At 41.1% G+C, this 17,644-nt stretch carries 18 protein-coding genes; 17 read left to right on the top strand and 1 reads right to left on the bottom strand.

The window, feature by feature from the left end; translation table 11 throughout:
• Positions 1-43: 43 nt before the first annotated feature.
• The 11 genes from BM291_RS11335 (at position 44) to BM291_RS11385 (ending at position 9,792) form a co-directional block, all read left to right on the top strand.
• Positions 44-631, top strand: a complete 588-nt coding sequence (locus BM291_RS11335; RefSeq protein WP_092897538.1) for a peptidylprolyl isomerase — start codon at positions 44-46, stop codon at positions 629-631.
• A gap of 33 nt (positions 632-664) precedes the next feature.
• Positions 665-1,744, top strand: a complete 1,080-nt coding sequence (locus BM291_RS11340; protein WP_092897426.1) for a Gfo/Idh/MocA family protein — start codon at positions 665-667, stop codon at positions 1,742-1,744.
• Positions 1,745-1,804: 60 nt separating this feature from the next.
• Entirely contained in the window at positions 1,805-2,563 is a 759-nt protein-coding gene (locus BM291_RS11345; RefSeq protein ID WP_092897428.1) for an SDR family NAD(P)-dependent oxidoreductase, read from the top strand.
• Positions 2,564-2,724: 161 nt separating this feature from the next.
• Complete coding sequence (locus BM291_RS11350; RefSeq protein ID WP_092897430.1) at positions 2,725-3,585, top strand: fumarylacetoacetate hydrolase family protein; 861 nt, start codon at positions 2,725-2,727, stop codon at positions 3,583-3,585.
• Positions 3,582-4,418: an amidohydrolase family protein gene (locus BM291_RS11355; protein ID WP_092897432.1), complete on the top strand. Its 837-nt coding sequence runs from the start codon at positions 3,582-3,584 to the stop codon at positions 4,416-4,418. The genes BM291_RS11350 and BM291_RS11355 overlap by 4 nt, the downstream gene beginning before the upstream one ends.
• Before the next feature lie 57 nt (positions 4,419-4,475).
• Positions 4,476-5,477, top strand: a complete 1,002-nt coding sequence (locus tag BM291_RS11360; protein WP_092897434.1) for a PDDEXK nuclease domain-containing protein — start codon at positions 4,476-4,478, stop codon at positions 5,475-5,477.
• A 1-nt stretch (position 5,478) separates the two neighbouring features.
• Positions 5,479-6,243 (top strand): L-fucose dehydrogenase, encoded by a 765-nt coding sequence (locus BM291_RS11365; protein ID WP_092897436.1) that lies wholly within the window; start codon positions 5,479-5,481, stop codon positions 6,241-6,243.
• An 8-nt stretch (positions 6,244-6,251) separates the two neighbouring features.
• A complete protein-coding gene (gene fucP / locus BM291_RS11370; RefSeq protein ID WP_092897438.1) occupies positions 6,252-7,559 on the top strand; it encodes an L-fucose:H+ symporter permease in 1,308 nt (435 codons plus the stop codon).
• A 101-nt stretch (positions 7,560-7,660) separates the two neighbouring features.
• Complete coding sequence (locus tag BM291_RS11375) at positions 7,661-8,002, top strand: L-rhamnose mutarotase (protein WP_092897440.1); 342 nt, start codon at positions 7,661-7,663, stop codon at positions 8,000-8,002.
• A 9-nt stretch (positions 8,003-8,011) separates the two neighbouring features.
• Positions 8,012-8,929 carry an alpha/beta hydrolase gene (locus BM291_RS11380; protein ID WP_092897442.1) on the top strand — a complete coding sequence of 306 codons (918 nt, stop codon included), beginning with the start codon at positions 8,012-8,014 and terminating at the stop codon, positions 8,927-8,929.
• 173 nt (positions 8,930-9,102) lie between these two features.
• Positions 9,103-9,792: an HAD family hydrolase gene (locus BM291_RS11385; protein ID WP_092897444.1), complete on the top strand. Its 690-nt coding sequence runs from the start codon at positions 9,103-9,105 to the stop codon at positions 9,790-9,792.
• A gap of 155 nt (positions 9,793-9,947) precedes the next feature.
• Here BM291_RS11385 and BM291_RS11390 read toward each other — a convergent pair whose 3' ends face one another.
• Positions 9,948-11,693: an ABC transporter ATP-binding protein gene (locus BM291_RS11390; protein WP_092897446.1), complete on the bottom strand. Its 1,746-nt coding sequence runs from the start codon at positions 11,691-11,693 to the stop codon at positions 9,948-9,950.
• A 188-nt stretch (positions 11,694-11,881) separates the two neighbouring features.
• On the opposite strand from BM291_RS11390, the gene BM291_RS11395 reads away from it, so the two are divergent.
• The 6 genes from BM291_RS11395 to BM291_RS11420 all read left to right on the top strand — a co-directional run bounded on the left by BM291_RS11395 (position 11,882) and on the right by BM291_RS11420 (position 16,854).
• Entirely contained in the window at positions 11,882-13,255 is a 1,374-nt protein-coding gene (locus tag BM291_RS11395; protein ID WP_092897448.1) for a tyrosine-type recombinase/integrase, read from the top strand.
• Positions 13,256-13,372: 117 nt separating this feature from the next.
• Positions 13,373-14,098 (top strand): hypothetical protein, encoded by a 726-nt coding sequence (locus BM291_RS11400; protein ID WP_092897450.1) that lies wholly within the window; start codon positions 13,373-13,375, stop codon positions 14,096-14,098.
• Positions 14,099-14,261: 163 nt separating this feature from the next.
• Positions 14,262-14,735, top strand: coding sequence for a hypothetical protein (locus tag BM291_RS11405; RefSeq protein WP_092897452.1), 474 nt, complete (start codon positions 14,262-14,264; stop codon positions 14,733-14,735).
• 86 nt (positions 14,736-14,821) lie between these two features.
• A complete protein-coding gene (locus tag BM291_RS11410; protein ID WP_092897454.1) occupies positions 14,822-15,535 on the top strand; it encodes a YqjF family protein in 714 nt (237 codons plus the stop codon).
• A gap of 152 nt (positions 15,536-15,687) precedes the next feature.
• Positions 15,688-16,266, top strand: a complete 579-nt coding sequence (locus tag BM291_RS11415; protein ID WP_092897457.1) for a hypothetical protein — start codon at positions 15,688-15,690, stop codon at positions 16,264-16,266.
• A 66-nt stretch (positions 16,267-16,332) separates the two neighbouring features.
• Positions 16,333-16,854 carry a hypothetical protein gene (locus BM291_RS11420; RefSeq protein WP_092897459.1) on the top strand — a complete coding sequence of 174 codons (522 nt, stop codon included), beginning with the start codon at positions 16,333-16,335 and terminating at the stop codon, positions 16,852-16,854.
• The last annotated feature ends 790 nt before the right edge of the window (positions 16,855-17,644 follow it).

Consider the following 17,644-nt stretch of genomic DNA (forward strand, 5'->3'; position numbering starts at 1 on the left):
TCCGTCTAATATCCAAATAGCAAATCGTAGCTCATTTGAGCGTATGCTGACAGTAAGCTTACTAGTCATCAATTTATCACTATTTCATACATTTAAAACCTGGGCGCAAAACATCACCGTGCCTGTAGGTCAAATAATTACGCCTTACGGAGACATCCTCATCGCGCTCGATGATAAAACTCCAAATCATAAGGAAAGCTTTATCCAATTAGCCAATTCAGGCTATTGGGATTCCCTGACTTTCAACCGAGTCATTCCAAACTTTGTCGCACAAGGCGGATGTCCGGATACAGAGGAAGGATTCACTGACCCAGAATATTTACTCGAACCTGAATTTCACCCTGAATTGACTCATGTTTATGGAGCGGTGGGTGCTGGCCGGGATGATAATCCAGGAAAATTATCTGCGAGATGTCAATTCTATATTGTTCAAAACCCCGCGGGACTTCATAGGCTAGATGGGGATTATACGGTTTTTGGTCATGTGATCAAAGGTATGAGTGTCATAGAGCAAATCGTGAGAGTCAAACGCAACAGCACAGATGAACCAATAAAGCCTATTACATTGAAGGTGCAAGTAATACAAGTTAGTGAATCAGATTTAAGTGAGTTGACTGGTCAAAAAAATTAAGCTCCTGACAAATCCGAAAAAACACATTACGAAATGAGTACAATAAATTCAATCAAAATCTTAGTCGTTGGCTGTGGAAATATGGGAATAGCACATGCTACTGCCTACCACAATTTCCCTGAATTCGAAATCTGCGGGCTAGTTTCACGCGGTGATTCCAATAGCAAACTCAACAAGCAACTTCAAGGCAATTACCCGCTATTTTCAGATTTCAACGAAGCCTTGGCGGAGTCGAAGCCAGATGCAGTCTGTATCTCAACTTACCCAGACACTCATGAAGACTTTGTTCTGAAAGCGCTTGAAGCAGGTTGCCATATTTTCATAGAAAAGCCTCTTGCAGATACGATTGTAGGCTGCGAGCGCATTATAGCGAAAGCGAAAGAGGTGGATAAAAAGGTGGTGGTAGGCTATATTTTGAGGCATCATCCTTCTTGGATAAGATTTATTGAGGAAGCAGAAAAGCTAGGCAAACCGCTCGTGATGCGCATGAATCTCAATCAGCAAAGTCAGGGCTATATGTGGGATGTGCACAGAAATCTAATGAAAAGCCTTAGCCCGATTGTGGATTGTGGCGTGCATTACATCGACGTGATGTGCCAGATGACTAGATCAAAACCCGTTTCAGTATCTGCAATTGGAGCTCGGCTGACAGAAGATATTTCTGAAGACAATTACAATTACGGACAACTTCAGATTCGTTTCGAAGATGGTTCTGTAGGCTGGTACGAAGCGGGCTGGGGACCGATGGTGAGCGAGACTGCATTTTTCGTGAAAGATGTTTTTGGCCCAAAAGGGTCTGTTTCCATCACAGCCAAGGATGCCGGAGCCAGTGGAAAATCGGATAATGTAGATTCACATACCAAAACTGAATCCATCCGAGTTCATCATGCCGCTATTGATTCGGAAAATAAGTTTACCAAAGCCGACGAATGGATAGATCTGAAAGACGAGCCAGATCATCAGGAGCTCTGCAATCGTGAGCAGCAATATTTCCTAAAGGCCATCCAAGAAAACACCAATTTGGATGATCATTTGCTTGATGCGCTAAATAGTCTGAAAATCGCTTTTGCCTGTGATGAATCGGTAAAAACCGGGGAAACAGTTAAATTATAATCTATGGAAATTATTTTGGGAATATAGGTCAAACACCCTAATTTCCGTTTTACTTTAATTATGGAAAACAAAACAGTACTAATTACAGGTGGAGCATCGGGAATCGGACTCGCAATGGTTCAGGTTTTCGCAGCTAAAAAAACCAAAGTTTACTTCATAGACATCAATCCTGAAGTTGGAGAAAAAGTTGTTCAGGACGAGCGAGCTAAGGGCTTTGATGTCACATTTCTTTGCGGTAGTGTAGCTGATTCAGCAGAATCTGAAGCATTGATTCATTCTATTCCAGAGAAAATCGATACCCTAATCAACAACGCTGGTGTCTCGCATGTGGGAAAAGTGGAAACTACTTCCGCTGAAGACTTTGACCGAGTGTTCCAAGTGAATGTAAAAGGCATGTTCAACTGCATCAAAGCAGCACTTCCAAAGCTTAAAGAAAATGGCGGGGGATCCATTCTGAATATGGCCTCTGTAGCTGCTACGATAGGCATTCCTGATCGATTCGCTTACAGCATGACCAAGGGCGCAGCTCTTTCCATGACCCTGAGCGTAGCTAGAGATTATGTTGCAGACGGCATTCGTTGCAATTGCTTGTCTCCGGGACGTGTCCATACACCTTTTGTAGATGGATTTTTGGCCAAAAACTACCCTGGTCAGGAAAAGGAAATGTTTGATAAACTTGCCGCAACGCAGCCGATTGGCAGAATGGCTTCTCCTTCAGAAGTTGCTGAACTCGCCTACTTTGTGAGTGCAGACACTGGAAGCTTTATGACAGGAACCAATATCCCGATTGACGGGGGATTCTTGGGATTGAAAATGTAAGTGGATTTTAGATTTACGATTTGGGATTTACGAGGTAATCGCTCTTATTTAAATTCTTGAGGATTCACACCACCAAATCCTTGACAATAGACGCTTAACTCTAATATCTTGTGTCTTGATTCTAAAGTCTTAATACTTAATACTAACTACTTGATACTAATATGAAATTAATACGATTCGGCGCAGCCGGTAAAGAACAACCAGGAATTCAGGACGCAAGCGGTAAATACCTAGACTGCTCAGGATTCAACGAAGATTGGAACGAAGATTTTTTCACCAACAACGGACTTGCAAGACTGGAAGAGTGGCTTGGCGCCAATCAGGAAAATTTGAATGAAATCCCTGCCGGATCCAGATTGGGTTCTCCTATCGCCAGACCTTCCAAAATCGTGTGCATTGGCCTTAACTACCGTAAACATGCTCTAGAATCTGGAATGGCTGTACCAGAAGTTCCTATCATTTTCATGAAAGCTACTTCTTCGCTTTGCGGACCTTTTGACAATATTTTGATTCCTAAGAACTCTGTGAAAACTGACTGGGAAGTGGAATTGGCTGTCGTTATCGGCAAAAGAGCAAAATATGTAAGCAAGGAAAACGCGATGGATTATGTGGCTGGATACTGCGTTCACAATGATGTCTCCGAGCGTGACTTCCAATTGCATCATGGCGGTCAGTGGGTGAAAGGAAAGAGTGCAGATAACTTCGCTCCGCTTGGGCCAGTGTTGGTCACCAAAACTGAGATTGAAGATCCGCATAACCTGAGACTTTGGCTGAAACTAAATGGCAAAATGCTTCAGGACAGCAACACTTCTGACTTGGTTTTTGATATCCCTACACTGATTGAGCACCTAAGTCAGTACATGACTTTGCTTCCTGGAGACGTGATTTCTACTGGAACTCCAGCTGGTGTTGGCCTCGGCTTGACTCCTCCTACTTACCTGAAAGTAGGTGATGTAGTCGAACTTGGCATCGATGGACTTGGCGCATCTAAGCAAGTAGCAATCAACGATCCAGAAGCATGAGACTGGATTCCCACCAGCACTTTTGGAAATACAACTCTGAAAAACACTCCTGGATCACAGAAGAAATGAAGGTGATCCAGGGAGATTTTCTTCCTGATGACCTGATTCCAATTTTGAAGGAACATCAGATCGATGGCTGTGTGGCCGTGCAGTCTGATGAAAGCTTTCGAGAAACTGCTTTTCTCTGTGATTTAGCCGAAGAATACGAGCAGATCAAAGCCGTGGTAGGCTGGGCAGATTTGGGGTCTGATGCGCTGGATAAGGAGTTGGATCAATTTGCTTCGCAAAAAAAGCTGAAAGGCTATCGGGAAATTCTGCAGTCAAAACCTGTGGATTACATGCTGCGAAAGGAGTTTATCCGTGGCATCAAGAAAATAGGAAAGCGAGGCTATACCTATGACATTCTGATTTTTCATACGCAACTAGAAGCAGCTTTGCATTTTGTGAAAAAAGCTCCCGAGCAACCCTTTGTGATCGACCATATTGCCAAGCCAAATATCAAATTGGGTATTTGGAGAGAGTGGAAAAAGGAAATGGCTCCACTTGCCGAGCGTGATTACATCTTCTGTAAAGTATCAGGAATGATCACCGAAGCGGATTGGAAGAAGTGGAAAGCCAAAGACCTTGAAATCTATCTCGATGTAGCACTAGAACTCTTTGGGCCAAAGCGCTTGATGTTTGGCAGCGACTGGCCAGTGTGCAAGATCGCGGGAGAATACGAGCAGGTTTTGGAAGTAATCGAGCGCTTTACAGATAGACTTTCCAAGACGGAGAAAGAAGCAATCATGGGAAATACGGCTGCTGGATTTTACGGAATATCAACAGATAGTTGAGAGATTGCCAGAACTGAAACGCCAAGACAATGATCAAAAGCCTTAATTAGTATCCTTATGAAAGCAAAAGATTCCGATCTGCTGTTGCAGGATTTGGCAAGCATCATAGAAAATGGTAAAAGGGAAATTACTGCTCAAGTCAACAGCACGCTTACCCTTGTTTACTGGCAAGTTGGGTTTAAAATCAATACCAATATTCTTGAAAATCAGCGAGCAGAATATGGAAAAGAAATTATCACTAAAGTATCTGCTCAATTAGCAAATGTATACGGAAATTCTTTTCAGGAAAAAAACCTGCGCAGAATGATGCAATTCGCGGAAGTCTTTCCGGATTTTCAGATTGTCGCACCACTGGCGCGACAATTAAGTTGGTCTCATTTCACAATCCTTATTCCTATCAAAAACCATGATGCTCGAATGTTCTATGCGTTACTATCAGTCGAATCTAGTTGGAGCAAAAGAGAATTAAGAAATCAAATAGATAGAAAAGCCTTTGAGCGCAAAGAAATCGCGCAAATCCAATTATCAAAAACTGACTTAGAAATACAAACTAGTTTCAAAGACCCTTACTTTTTAGATTTTCTGGGGTTAAAAGAAGGCTATTTGGAGAATGATTTAGAGGGTGCAATTCTCAAAGAATTAGAACATTTTATTTTAGAATTGGGTAAAGGCTTTGCTTTTGTAGAAAGACAAAAACGAATCATACTCGATGGTGTGGATTTTTATATTGATTTGTTGTTTTTCCACAGAAAATTAAAGCGTCTTGTCGCTGTAGAGTTAAAACTGAACAAATTTAAGCCCGCCTACAAAGGACAAATGGAGCTCTATTTAAAATGGCTCAATAAATATGAAAAACAAGAAGGTGAAAACCCTCCGATAGGATTGATATTATGCGCCGAAAAAAGTAATGAGCAAATAGAATTGCTAGAAATGGGAAAAGACGGAATAATGGTAGCCGAATACTGGACAGAGTTACCGCCAAAAAGTGAACTAGAAGCAAAATTGCATCAAGTATTAATAGAAGCCAAAGCAAGAATAGAACACAAGAAATTATTATAAAATGAACCTAAACCTAACCAATAAAGTCATCCTGATATCTGGCGGAGCCAAAGGAATCGGTGGAGCAATCTCCAGAGGATTGATTGCCGAAGGTGCAATTCCTGTGATGATTGATCCTTCCGAAAAAGAAGGTGCAGAAATCCTCGCTTTGGGCGAAGCATTTCAGATTCCTATCCGACTTTTTGAAGCTGCTGACTCTGAAAAAGTAGTCAAACTCACGCTTGAAAAATATGGGAGAATTGACGGCTTAGTGAATAATGCAGGGGCAAATGATAGTGTAGGATTGGAAAAAGGAAGCCCGGAAGCATTTGAGAAATCCGTTGCCAAAAACCTGAATCACTATTATCACTTGGCTCATTTTGCGCTACCTCATTTGAAAAAAGCAAAAGGAAGCATAGTCAATATCAGTAGTAAAACAGCCGTAACAGGCCAGGGAGGAACTTCAGGATACACCGCTGCAAAAGGCGCTCAACTTGCACTCACACGTGAGTGGGCAGTAGAACTTCTGCCCTACGAGATCACTGTCAATGCAGTCATTCCAGCGGAAGTTTATACCCCACTTTATGAAAATTGGATCAACACCTTTGACGATCCAAAGGCTAAACTGGAATCCATCACAGCCAAAATCCCATTAGGAAAACGCATGACCACGCCTGAAGAAATTGCTTCCATGGCCATTTTCCTACTTTCAAATAAAGCCTCACATATCACCGGACAACACTTATTTGTGGACGGAGGATACACCCATCTTGACCGATCTTTATAACCAATCCCATGACCCAAAAACCTGCATTAGTACCCAAGGAATTAATCGTTCCCTTTATCCTTATCACTTCCCTTTTTGCACTCTGGGGCTTCGCAAATGACATCACCAATCCTATGGTGGCGGCGTTTAAGCGAGTCCTCGAACTGAATAATACTCAGGCATCCTGGGTACAAATGGCTTTTTACGGAGGCTATTTCACGATGGCTTTGCCTGCCGCTTTTTTCATCAAAAAGTATTCTTATAAAACTGGAATCTTGCTAGGACTTGGCTTATATGGATTCGGTGCCTTGCTATTTTATCCAGCCGCCGCATGGGAGAGTTACGGATTTTTCCTTGCCTCGCTTTATATTTTGACGTTCGGATTGGCTTTTTTGGAGACCACTGCAAATCCCTACATTTTGTCCATGGGACCAGAAGCTACCGCCACGCAGCGACTGAATTTAGCACAAGCTTTTAACCCAATGGGAGCTTTGGCTGGACTTTTTGTTGCCAAGCAATTTATCCTAAACTCACTTCAATCAAATGCAACTGATGCGGATGGCACTATCATTTTCACCAGTTTAGATGACGCGGCCAAAGCTGTAATCCGAACCGCCGACCTGTTGATCATTCGAAATCCTTATGTGATACTTGGGCTTGTCGTGATCGCAATTCTGGTAGTCATCGCCATGATGAAAATGCCAGAAAGCAAAGAAACTGGAAAGGTGGAATTCAGAGCGACCATGGGCCGCTTGCTGAAAAACAGAAACTTTGTAGAAGGTACACTTGCTCAGATGTTCTATGTAGGAGCTCAAATAATGGTGTGGACGTACATCTATCAATACGCAGAAGTACTTGGCATTTCGAATGCTGACGCTGTCAATTATGGGTATGCTGCGCTTGTCATCTTTTTGATAGGCAGATGGATTTGCACCTTTTTGCTTCGTTACATCGCCCCTACTAAGCTGCTCACCATCTTTTCCGTGCTTGCGATAATATTCACCGCAGGAGCAATTTTTCTTCCGGGCATGACTGGCCTCTATTCATTGGTAGCGATTTCCTTCGCTATGTCCCTGATGTTCCCTACTATTTACGGGATCGCTTTGGACGGCTTGGGCGAGGACTCGAAGTTTGCTGCAGCTTACCTTGTAATGGCTATAGTTGGAGGCGCGATCATGCCAACACTGCAAGGAATGATCATGGACATCGGTGGAGTTGGATATGATGACACATTAATTCTGGGTGTTCCTGAAGTAAATTTCTCTTTCATACTTCCTCTTGCCTGCTTTGTCATGGTGTTGCTATTTAGTCTTAGAGTGAAGAAAGTGGAAGGTTGAGAGATTGAGAGATTTCTAGAATTAGGTCTTCAGATCTGAACTAAGTAAATAGTCAGCCTGTGCAAAGTCGAAGGCTTCAACAAATTGAGAAAAATAGAAAAATGAATACCCAAACTTTTGTATTAATCTGTGATCTGAAAGATGAGGAGGAAGCAATTCAGGCTTATGTGGAATGTCATAAAGCTGTTGCGCCAGCCATCATCCAGAGCCTTCATGATTCCGGGATTTTGGAGATGAGCATCTATCGATGGCGCCACAGACTGACCATGATACTGGTTGGGGATGAAAACTTTACATTCGAAAAGAAAGCCGCCTTGGACAATGCCAATGAGAAAGTGCAGGAATGGGAAGCTTTTCTCGGTCAATACCAAACCAATTTACCAGGCACACCTGATAACTGGCGCTGGCAGCTAACAGACAAAATTTTTGATTTTCACGCCTAAAATAACCTAATGAAAAAGTTAATACTAGCACTCAGTTTGACTATGATTAGCATTCTCGTAAATGCACAAGAAATCATCCTTCCGCTTTGGGAAGGCACTCCACCACTTCAGAAAGACATGGGGTTGGAGGAAAAAGCGGTGGAAGAAGGCATTATCAGAATTGAAAATGTACAGATCCCCCAGATTGAAGTTTTCCTTCCAAGTAAGCAAATGCGGACTGGCCAAGCTGTAGTGATTTTCCCTGGAGGCGGCTATCATATTTTAGCGTATGATTGGGAAGGAAGAGACTTCGCCAAGTGGCTAAACACACAAGGGATCGTGGGAATCGTAGTGAAATACAGACTTCCTGACTCCAAGTCCCTGACTGATGCTAAGGAGGTTCCTTTGCTTGATGCACAGCGAGCTGTTCGTCTAGTGAGACATCATTCGGAAGAATGGAAAATCGACCCAGCAAGGGTTGGTGTCATGGGCTTCTCTGCCGGAGGACATCTGGCTTCTACTGTCAGCACGCAGTATGCGCATGAAGTAGATAGACCGAAAGATGCTATAGACGCACTTTCTGCCCGTCCTGATTTCTCAATACTCGCCTATCCAGTGATTTCTTTTCGTGATGCAGCAGCGCATTCGGGTTCTAGAAAAAATCTAATCGGTGCTGATGCCAGTCAGGAATTGATTGATCGTTTCTCTAGTGAACTGAATGTAACAGCTGAGACACCTCCAACTTTCTTGGTACATGCTCAGGATGACGGCGGAGTTCCTATCGAGAACAGTTTCCTTTACTACAAAGCCCTCAATGCTAACAAGGTACCTGCTTCATTACATATCTATCCAAAAGGCGGACACGGTTTCGGTTTTGGCTTAGGAAAAGGTCCTGTGGATGGTTGGAGAGAGGTGTTGTTGGATTGGATGAAAACAGTTGGGCAGTGAGCAGTGAGTGAAGGCTGGTTATGGGTTCTTAGTTGTTGGTTGGCTGAATTAAGTTTCCAGTAATTAATCTAAAACTATCAAATTGAGTGCAAAAAAGGGCATTAAGATAGCCTTACTGATTACTTAAACTGTCAATACAATATTTCAATTTTAAAATCTTTCAATCTGAAAAAATGATCAAAGTAATAGCCTTTGATGCGGACGATACTCTGTGGGTCAACGAGCCATTTTTTCGCGAAGCAGAAGAGGAATTCGCGCGTTTGATGGAAGCTTTTATGCCTAGGCATAGTGTCATCAAGGAGGTTTACCAAACAGAAATAGACAATCTTGGCCGATATGGCTACGGTATCAAAGGCTTTATCCTATCCATGATTCAGACTGCTTTACGTATTTCTGATCATAAAATCCCCGTCACCTTTATCGACAAAATATTGGAAATCGGATACGATATGATGGAAAAACCAGTAGAAATTCTACCTGGAGTAGAAGAGGTACTCGCTGAGTTGCAGGACGATTATCGACTTGTGATGGCCACCAAGGGAGATCTGGTGGATCAAGAGAAGAAGCTAAAGAAGTCAGGTTTGGATCATTATTTCCATCATATAGAAATCATGAGTGAAAAGAAGGAAGCAGATTTCGCAAAGCTAATCCGCCATCTTGATGTCGTTCCTGAGGAATTTTTGATGATGGGAAATAGTTTGAAATCAGACGTACTTCCAGTGCTGGAACTCGGCGGACACGCGATCCATATTCCTTTTCATACGACCTGGGAGCATGAGATGATACAACATGAGGTCGAGCATGACAATTTCTACCAAGCTGAGCACATCGCTCAGGTGGTGGAAATGATAAAAGGAATGTAAAGATATGGGAATTCGGAATTGAGGTTTCGGTCTCCAGTCTTCCGTCTTCCGTCTCCGGTCTCCCGTCTCCGGTCTTCCGTCTCCCGTCTCCTGTCTTCCGTCTCCGGTCTTCCGTCTCCCGTCTCCTGTCTTCCGTCTCCCGTCTCCGGTCTTTTTTAAATCCTCGACTGATACGTGTACAACTGATAATACCTTCCTTCCAAGGCAATCAACTCATCGTGCTTGCCCCGCTCTACGATATTACCTTTTTCAACTACCAAAATCTGATCTGCCTGACGAATCGTACTCAATCGGTGAGCAATCACGAAGGTTGTTCTGCCTTTCATCAATTCCTTCAAACTTGCCTGAATCAAAGTCTCAGACTCTGTATCCAGATTGGAAGTAGCTTCATCAAGTATCAAAATTCTCGGGTCCGCCAAGATCGCTCTGGCAATCGCTATACGCTGCCGTTGTCCGCCGGAGAGCTTCACTCCTCTTTCTCCGATTAACGTATCCAAACCATCCTCAAATCGATCCGTGAACTCTTGTACATGAGCTGCAACTACTGATTTCTGTAAATCCTCCTCGCTCGCATCTGGTCTTGGAAATAGAATGTTCTCTCGGATCGTCCCTTCAAACAGGAAATCATCCTGTAACACTACGCCAAGTCTAGAGCGAAATGAATCCAAAGTCACCGTCTGCAGATCGTTGCCATCTAAAGTAATTTTACCCGAATCAGGATTCAAAAAAGTAGCAGCAAGTCCTGCTATGGTTGTTTTCCCAGAACCGGAAGTTCCTACCAAAGCAGTCACCGAACCTGCCGGTGCGTTAAAACTCACTCCTTTGATCACTTCCTTATCTTCCTCGTAGGCAAAAGACACATTGTCAAAAACTATATCTCCACGAAATTCCTTCAAAGCCAACGTTCTGGTGCGATCATCAGCCTCCAGCGGAGTATTCATGATTTCTTCTGTACGATCCAGACCTGCAAAAGCCTCGGTAAGCTGAGAGCCTATATTGGACATCTGCACGATCGGTGCGATCATAAAACCTAAGTAAAGGGTGAAAGCAAGGAAGTCTCCAAAAGTCATATCCCCTTGCATAATCATATAGCCACCCATTCCCATAATCCCAGCGGATGCCAAACCCAAAAGCAAAGCTCCTGCTGAAGTCACAAAACTAGTAGCGGTCAAACTTGCCTTTACATTCTGAAAAAGCTCATCTACCCCCTTAGCAAAAGTATTGATCTCCTGCTGCTCGGCATTGAAACCCTTGATTACCCGGATTCCCCCAAGTGTCTCAGTCAATCTACCAGTCACCTGCGCATTGATTTTGCCGCGCTCACGGAATATTGGTCTGATTTTGCTAAACGCTTTCAAAGACACCAATCCAAAAACCACCACGGGAAGCAACACATAAAGCGTCATCATCGGGCTGATGCTTATCAAAAGGAATAGGGAAATCACTGCTGTCAAGATCCCTCCTATCATTTGTGCGAAGCCTGTTCCAACCAAGTTCCGAACTCCCTCCACATCGGTCATAATTCTGGACACCAGCTCGCCCGTTTTCGCATTGTCGAAGAAGCGAATCGGGAGCTTGATAATATGTGCCTGAACCTGAGATCTTAACTTGGAAATGAGGTTTTGAGCCTCTACGCTAAGTATCTGGGTCAATGCATAGGATGTAACCGACTGCACTACTATCGCCAAAACCACGCCTCCGATCAACCACTTCAGCATGGTCAAATCATTGGAAGGAATCACGTCATCTATCAAGATTTTACTCGCTCCAGGCAGCACCAAACTTGCCAAGCGGGAGATCACAATCAAAAATAACCCTAAAAATAAATGCTTTCTCCTAGGCCAAATAATCGTCTTAAAGACCTGACCCATGGTCACTTTGCGCTCTGCTTTCTTAGCCATGAAATAGTATGTTAAGATTTGAAAACCCCATTATGGGCATGTCAGTTCCAAAAGGGGATGAAGTTAATTTGCTCTGCAATGATACTCCTACTTAAGACAAATCGACTCAGGATGAATTTTCTAATGACAAAATATTGCGGATATTAGCCCTATAGAGATATATACGAAACTTTTTATTTTTTTCAATTATGCACTCCACTACAGTAGAAATTCGGGTTGCAGGCAGGAAAATCCTGCTGAAAATGCCTAAAAACGAGGCTGACTTGGACATTGTAAGAAGTCTAAAGTATAGTCGATGGAATAAAGAAAATTACTATTGGGAAATCTCCAACCATCCTGGAAATCTTGAAAAACTCAAACGATACTTTGTAGATCGGATCACTAAATTCGATGAAGAAAGTCAGACAGAGCACACAAACTTAGATACCACTGCTTTCGTACCAAGCAGAAATCAAGTTTTCATTAGTAAAGAAAAAGGAAAACTTAAACTACAATTTCAATTTCAGGAAGAATTGATCAAAGCAATCAAATCTATTCCCTATTATCGTTGGGACACCTCCAAAAAACAATGGACAGTTCCCTTTACTCAAAAGTTCGAAGATGAACTTAAGCAGAAAGTAGCCGACTTGGAGTTGGAATTGATCTACCGCGAAGTAGAAAATGCAGGAGTGGAGAAAATACAACGATTAAACACCAAAGTATTTACAAAAACCTATCCAAAAGAATATCTCCATAAATTAGAAGAACGACGCTATAGTCCCCAGACAATCAAAACGTACACCGCATTATTAACTGAATTCATCAATTTCTTCCCAGAGCAAGATTTAGATCAACTTACAGACAAGGAAGTGACTGATTTTTCTAGGTACCTGGTCACCATACGCAAGGTATCCTCTTCCTACCAAAACCAGGCAATCAATGCAATCAAGTTCTATTTTGAGAAGGTAAAAAGTGGTCCAAGAAAATTTTATCACATTGACAGACCTCAGCGGGAAAAGGTTCTACCACAGGTATGTAGTGAAGAAGAAATAGTTAGTATATTCAAGTCCACAGAAAACTTAAAACATCGGACAATTTTGATGACTATATATTCAGCAGGACTACGAATCAGTGAACTGATTAACCTAAAGATCGCCCACATTGATTCTGACCGCATGCAAATCAGGGTTTTACAATCCAAAGGCAAGAAAGATCGATACACAGTCCTTTCTCAAAAAACCTTACTAATGCTGAGAGAATATATTAGAATCTACAGGCCTCATCACTATTTGTTTGAAGGCCAGGGAAGCACTAGTCAAACGCCGCTACCTTATAGCTCGAGAAGTATCCAATCCTTCCTGAAGGCTTCGGTAACAAAAGCGGGCATTTCCAAAAATGTAACTGCCCATACCTTGCGTCATTCTTTTGCTACGCATCTTTTAGAACACGGAACAGACTTGAGATATATTCAAAATCTACTAGGTCATGAGAGTAGCAAGACAACCGAAATCTACACTCATATTACTACTAAGGGGTTTGATCAAATCATAAGTCCTCTGGATCAATTAAACTTAGATGACTAAAGATAATTTAAAAATACCCGCAACTACCTTCGCAAGGCACACCTATTTGGATGCTTAGCGAAGGTAGTTGCGCAAACAAAAACGTTAGGCTTTATTAAAAAAAAACAGAAAAACTAAATGATTCCAACAACATTTATAAATTATTCAGCTGACACACTTGCCGAAACACAAGACGGATTAACAGGAAGTCGAATTGCCGAATACAGTGCAGCATATGCGATTGACTTCGACATCGAAATTCCTTATCCAGAATATCCATTTCCAGCAGATTTGCCCAATAAAAGAACCGCACTTCGAGAAAATTTAAAAGCGTTTAGTCCAGAACAACAGTTTAAAATCATAAAAGAACTATCTGAACTTCCCCATTTTGAAAATAATGCAGGTGTAAAAAATTTAAGAATAAAATTAATCTCACGATATGGAGCATTAGGAGAAGGAAATGCAAAAGAAGAGATTAATGAATCTTTGGTTGAAGAGACACAGCATTGGCTCTCTGAATATCCTGAAGTTTTAAAACTTTACAATGACTGTTTAGAAAAGCACTCAAATGGAATACATCAAAGGAATTTATTGGACGACTTGAGACTTTCATTGGAAACTTTGCTAAAAACTATTCTCGAAAATGGTAAATCGTTGGAAAATCAAATTGCGGAATTAGGCAAATTTATCAGTGAACGAAACGGTTCTAAGGAATTGAATAATATGTTTCTAAAGCTAATTGACTACTTTTCTAAGTATCAAAATACTTATGTAAAGCATAATGACAATGTAAATGAAAATGAAGTAGAAATCATCATTGAAATGGCAAGTTCATTTATGAAATTTATAGTAAGAATAAAATAACAAAGCCTAACAATGTATATAAAAAATAGGCGAAACAGTAGTAAAATCAAGGCTTTTGGCTTATGTCAAAGTTCGTGCTTAACCGAAAGTTTAGTGTTTCAAAATCGCCTACTTTTCATATACTCCCCGTTGTAGCACATTAAAATAAAGCAAAGTGAAAAAAATGAATACCTATCTGATAATTGGAACTATTGTATTAATCGGAGTAGTAATACTTTGTAGCTTTTATACCAGTCCAAAAGCAAAAAAAAGCAACATCGAAGAATCCAAAATTGAAGAAAAAGCTAGTGGAATTCAACAAGAAAAGCGGGTTTTAAAACTGACGGTAACCTCTGGTTTTGGTGGGGAAGAAAAAACTATTTCCGATAATGCAAATTCAGAGATAATTATAGAGAAAATGAAGTCAACCAACTGGAAAAAATTTCACGTTGTTCAATTAGAAGACATAAGTAGTAAAGGATTTAAAGCCTTACATGTCAGTGGGAGTTTTGAAGATGGATTGGCTTCGGGGCTGGTTACAGATGATGACCACATACTTATGACAAAATCAATAGAAACGGTTGATCAAATGATTGAAATACTTCTTGACTTTTTAAAAGGAGAAGATATTTGGCGGAATAAATATAAATACGAATAACGTGCTACAACAGAACCTAAACTGCATCAAAACGCAGTTTAGCCAAGCCGTTATGCACAATTTTAAAACGACCAACTAAATCACAAATGGCTAAGACTTTTTTACAAGCAGAATGGAAAAAATTAGCAATGGCAAATTATAAGGTTGACCCTAAACTGTTACTACCTTTTTTACCATTAAAAACAGAACTGGACTTTTGGAAAAACACTTGTTATGTTAGTCTCGTTGGTTTTATGTTCCAAGACACGAAAATAAAAGGTTTTAAAATTCCATTTCACACTGACTTTGAAGAAGTCAATCTTAGATTTTATGTCCGTTTTAAAGACAACGACAAATGGAAAAGAGGAGTTGTATTTATTAAAGAAATTGTTCCTAAGCACGCTTTGACATTTGTTGCAAATACAGTTTATGGTGAGAATTATGAAACAATGCCAATGGCACACAACTGGACCATAGACTCGGACAAACAAGTTATTGAATACAAATGGCGAAAAAAAACAAAGTGGCACTCAATTAAAGTCCAAACAGGACTTGACTTACTTGAAATAGATGAAGGTAGCGAAGAAGAATTTATAACTGAACATTATTGGGGCTATACAAAAATTAATAACAGTAAAACATCTGAATATGGCGTTGAACATCCAAAGTGGTATGTTTATAAAACCGTTGACTATAACATAGATGTAAGCTTTGGCGACATTTATGGCCAGACTTTTAGTTTCTTAGACAATGTTAACCCGACATCAGTTTTTCTGGCTGAAGGCTCATTAATTGAGGTAAAAGACGGCAAGACAATATGAGAAAAACTGTGCATAACAGCGGTTTGGCAAAAGTGGCGGTTCAGTGCTTCGTATGACAGTTTTGTTGGTAAACAAACAGAAGTACTTCGTTTTATCATTTATGCTGAAAATCGCCACCTTCGCCAAGCCGCAAAACGTTATATGCAATTAGAATGAATAGTGAAATCTGGTATACTGCAAGAGAAACTTATGACTCTGACTATGAAGTGGAATTTAGTTGGAAAAAGTATATTAAATGGTCCAAATTGACACATTTATCAGAGTTGGTATCACTTGATGGAATATTAAACGGGTTGGCATTTGAGCCAGACTTTGACTCTGCAGAAGATTGGAAATATATTGTTACGGAAGAACAAATGATAACGCAGTTTTTCAACTCTTTGGATTATGTAGTTGAAAAGACGAAGGACTTGGAATATTTTAATTTATTAGCAGTCGTCAGAGAACCAAACGAAGCAAAGAGTAAATTAGATAGTGAATTTGACTTTATTGGATATGATTTGATTGAAACAGATGGTGACGTTAGTGCTTTGACAAATTGTGGTGGGTTTGACGAATCGTTTTTACCGAAAGATTTAAATGAATTTGGACTACTAACTGAATGGGCAAAGGCTAAAAAAATTCAGACGGACTTAAGAATAAATAATCCGGAAGAACATCACGCTGATTGTTACCTCTTCGAAGTTTGGAGACATAAAATAATTGGAAGAAAAAATAAAAAAAGCATATAACACTGTATATGAGATCATAGCACCCTTCGGGATGCTACGCTTCACATACTAACCGTGGTATTAAAAATGAGCAATATCAACCTTACAGCATCAAAAGAAACTGGTTACCTTGTAGAACGGGGTGAATCAAAACTGCTTGAGTATGTTCTGATGTACGCACTCATAGCAATTGCATTTGTTTTGGGAGTTAAGGTTTATGTGGGAGAATTCAAATATGAGACTGGTCCTACCGAAAAAACGCTTTTTATCGTCCTCTTCGTGCTTGTTCTATTATTAACCGCTTTGTCATTATATCAAATCAAATTGACCAAAAAGCTGATCTTCATTGGATATACACATACAAAAGAAGAAGCTAGGAAAGCTCTTAGGAACTTAGCAAAAGAACAGCGTTGGAAGATTAATTATGATAATCAAGAATACTTTAAGGCATTTACCAAATCAGGAGTGGTAGCTGGTAAGGAAATAACAATTATCTATGCTACAAATGGAGTTTATACAAATGTGAGACTAGAATACGGCTTAAGGGGACGCTTTCCCTTCACCTTTGGGAAAAGGGAAACATTGGAGCTATTGAAAAAAAGAATATAAACACCACATAATCGAGTAGACGGCCGTGAGCCATAAGCCCACGGTGCGCCTCTCACACCACCGTACGTACGGGTCTTCCCGATAAAATCGGGACAGGCTGTATACGGCGGTTCGTAAAGCAAAATGCAACGCTCTTTACACCGCTACATCTTTCCGCTACTTTTAAGATAAGGCTACACAAAGGCTCCTTACCGAATTTTCATTTCACAAGATGTTCAGTCTCCCGATAAAAATCGGGACAGGCTTTCACTACTTCTGTGAGACCTCCATAGTTCTTATGGCTCGTTCCGCATAGCTACTATGACCTCTGCTGACTTCTCTTGAATGTTCTCGACAGCCAGAGATCTCCCCAGGTAAGAGCATATTCCTTCCCTCAATATCCACTGGATCTACCATCTAAGCACTTGTTGGTTACCCAACCTTTGGACGTCAGTATGCTGTGCTACCTCATCCGACTTAAATAGCCTCAGTATCCAGCACTTCGTGCGCCCCCTTCGCACTCACGTGCTCGGGCGTATTCGTTGGAACCAAGGTTTGCAGTCTCACTTCCTTTAGTGCATGTCTTACGACAAACCACCTTGCGACTTGCTAATGCTTCGGGGCGTTACCCCCGCACATAAGGGACTTTCACCCTCTGGTATAATTTGATATCTTCGATATCAGATGCCCATGCTGGGCACACACATCACCTTGGATCCAGCGGGCGGTATTGAGTAAATATGAAAATCAGTGTCTTTAAAAATTTAGGAGTAGGTTGGAAGAGAATGGTTTCGAAAGCCCGCCGTTTCCA

This window comes from Algoriphagus aquimarinus, assembly GCF_900112005.1.
GTDB lineage: Bacteria > Bacteroidota > Bacteroidia > Cytophagales > Cyclobacteriaceae > Algoriphagus > Algoriphagus aquimarinus.

What these genes read in the sequence shown, in the direction of transcription:
- BM291_RS11335 (WP_092897538.1), top strand. Translation starts at nt 44, where the DNA reads ATGCTGACAGTAAGCTTACTAGTCATCAATTTATCACTATTTCATACA.
- BM291_RS11340 (WP_092897426.1), top strand. Translation starts at nt 665, where the DNA reads ATGAGTACAATAAATTCAATCAAAATCTTAGTCGTTGGCTGTGGAAAT.
- BM291_RS11345 (WP_092897428.1), top strand. Translation starts at nt 1,805, where the DNA reads ATGGAAAACAAAACAGTACTAATTACAGGTGGAGCATCGGGAATCGGA.
- BM291_RS11350 (WP_092897430.1), top strand. Translation starts at nt 2,725, where the DNA reads ATGAAATTAATACGATTCGGCGCAGCCGGTAAAGAACAACCAGGAATT.
- BM291_RS11355 (WP_092897432.1), top strand. Translation starts at nt 3,582, where the DNA reads ATGAGACTGGATTCCCACCAGCACTTTTGGAAATACAACTCTGAAAAA.
- BM291_RS11360 (WP_092897434.1), top strand. Translation starts at nt 4,476, where the DNA reads ATGAAAGCAAAAGATTCCGATCTGCTGTTGCAGGATTTGGCAAGCATC.
- BM291_RS11365 (WP_092897436.1), top strand. Translation starts at nt 5,479, where the DNA reads ATGAACCTAAACCTAACCAATAAAGTCATCCTGATATCTGGCGGAGCC.
- fucP (WP_092897438.1), top strand. Translation starts at nt 6,252, where the DNA reads ATGACCCAAAAACCTGCATTAGTACCCAAGGAATTAATCGTTCCCTTT.
- BM291_RS11375 (WP_092897440.1), top strand. Translation starts at nt 7,661, where the DNA reads ATGAATACCCAAACTTTTGTATTAATCTGTGATCTGAAAGATGAGGAG.
- BM291_RS11380 (WP_092897442.1), top strand. Translation starts at nt 8,012, where the DNA reads ATGAAAAAGTTAATACTAGCACTCAGTTTGACTATGATTAGCATTCTC.
- BM291_RS11385 (WP_092897444.1), top strand. Translation starts at nt 9,103, where the DNA reads ATGATCAAAGTAATAGCCTTTGATGCGGACGATACTCTGTGGGTCAAC.
- BM291_RS11390 (WP_092897446.1), bottom strand. Translation starts at nt 11,693, where the DNA reads ATGGCTAAGAAAGCAGAGCGCAAAGTGACCATGGGTCAGGTCTTTAAG.
- BM291_RS11395 (WP_092897448.1), top strand. Translation starts at nt 11,882, where the DNA reads ATGCACTCCACTACAGTAGAAATTCGGGTTGCAGGCAGGAAAATCCTG.
- BM291_RS11400 (WP_092897450.1), top strand. Translation starts at nt 13,373, where the DNA reads ATGATTCCAACAACATTTATAAATTATTCAGCTGACACACTTGCCGAA.
- BM291_RS11405 (WP_092897452.1), top strand. Translation starts at nt 14,262, where the DNA reads ATGAATACCTATCTGATAATTGGAACTATTGTATTAATCGGAGTAGTA.
- BM291_RS11410 (WP_092897454.1), top strand. Translation starts at nt 14,822, where the DNA reads ATGGCTAAGACTTTTTTACAAGCAGAATGGAAAAAATTAGCAATGGCA.
- BM291_RS11415 (WP_092897457.1), top strand. Translation starts at nt 15,688, where the DNA reads ATGAATAGTGAAATCTGGTATACTGCAAGAGAAACTTATGACTCTGAC.
- BM291_RS11420 (WP_092897459.1), top strand. Translation starts at nt 16,333, where the DNA reads ATGAGCAATATCAACCTTACAGCATCAAAAGAAACTGGTTACCTTGTA.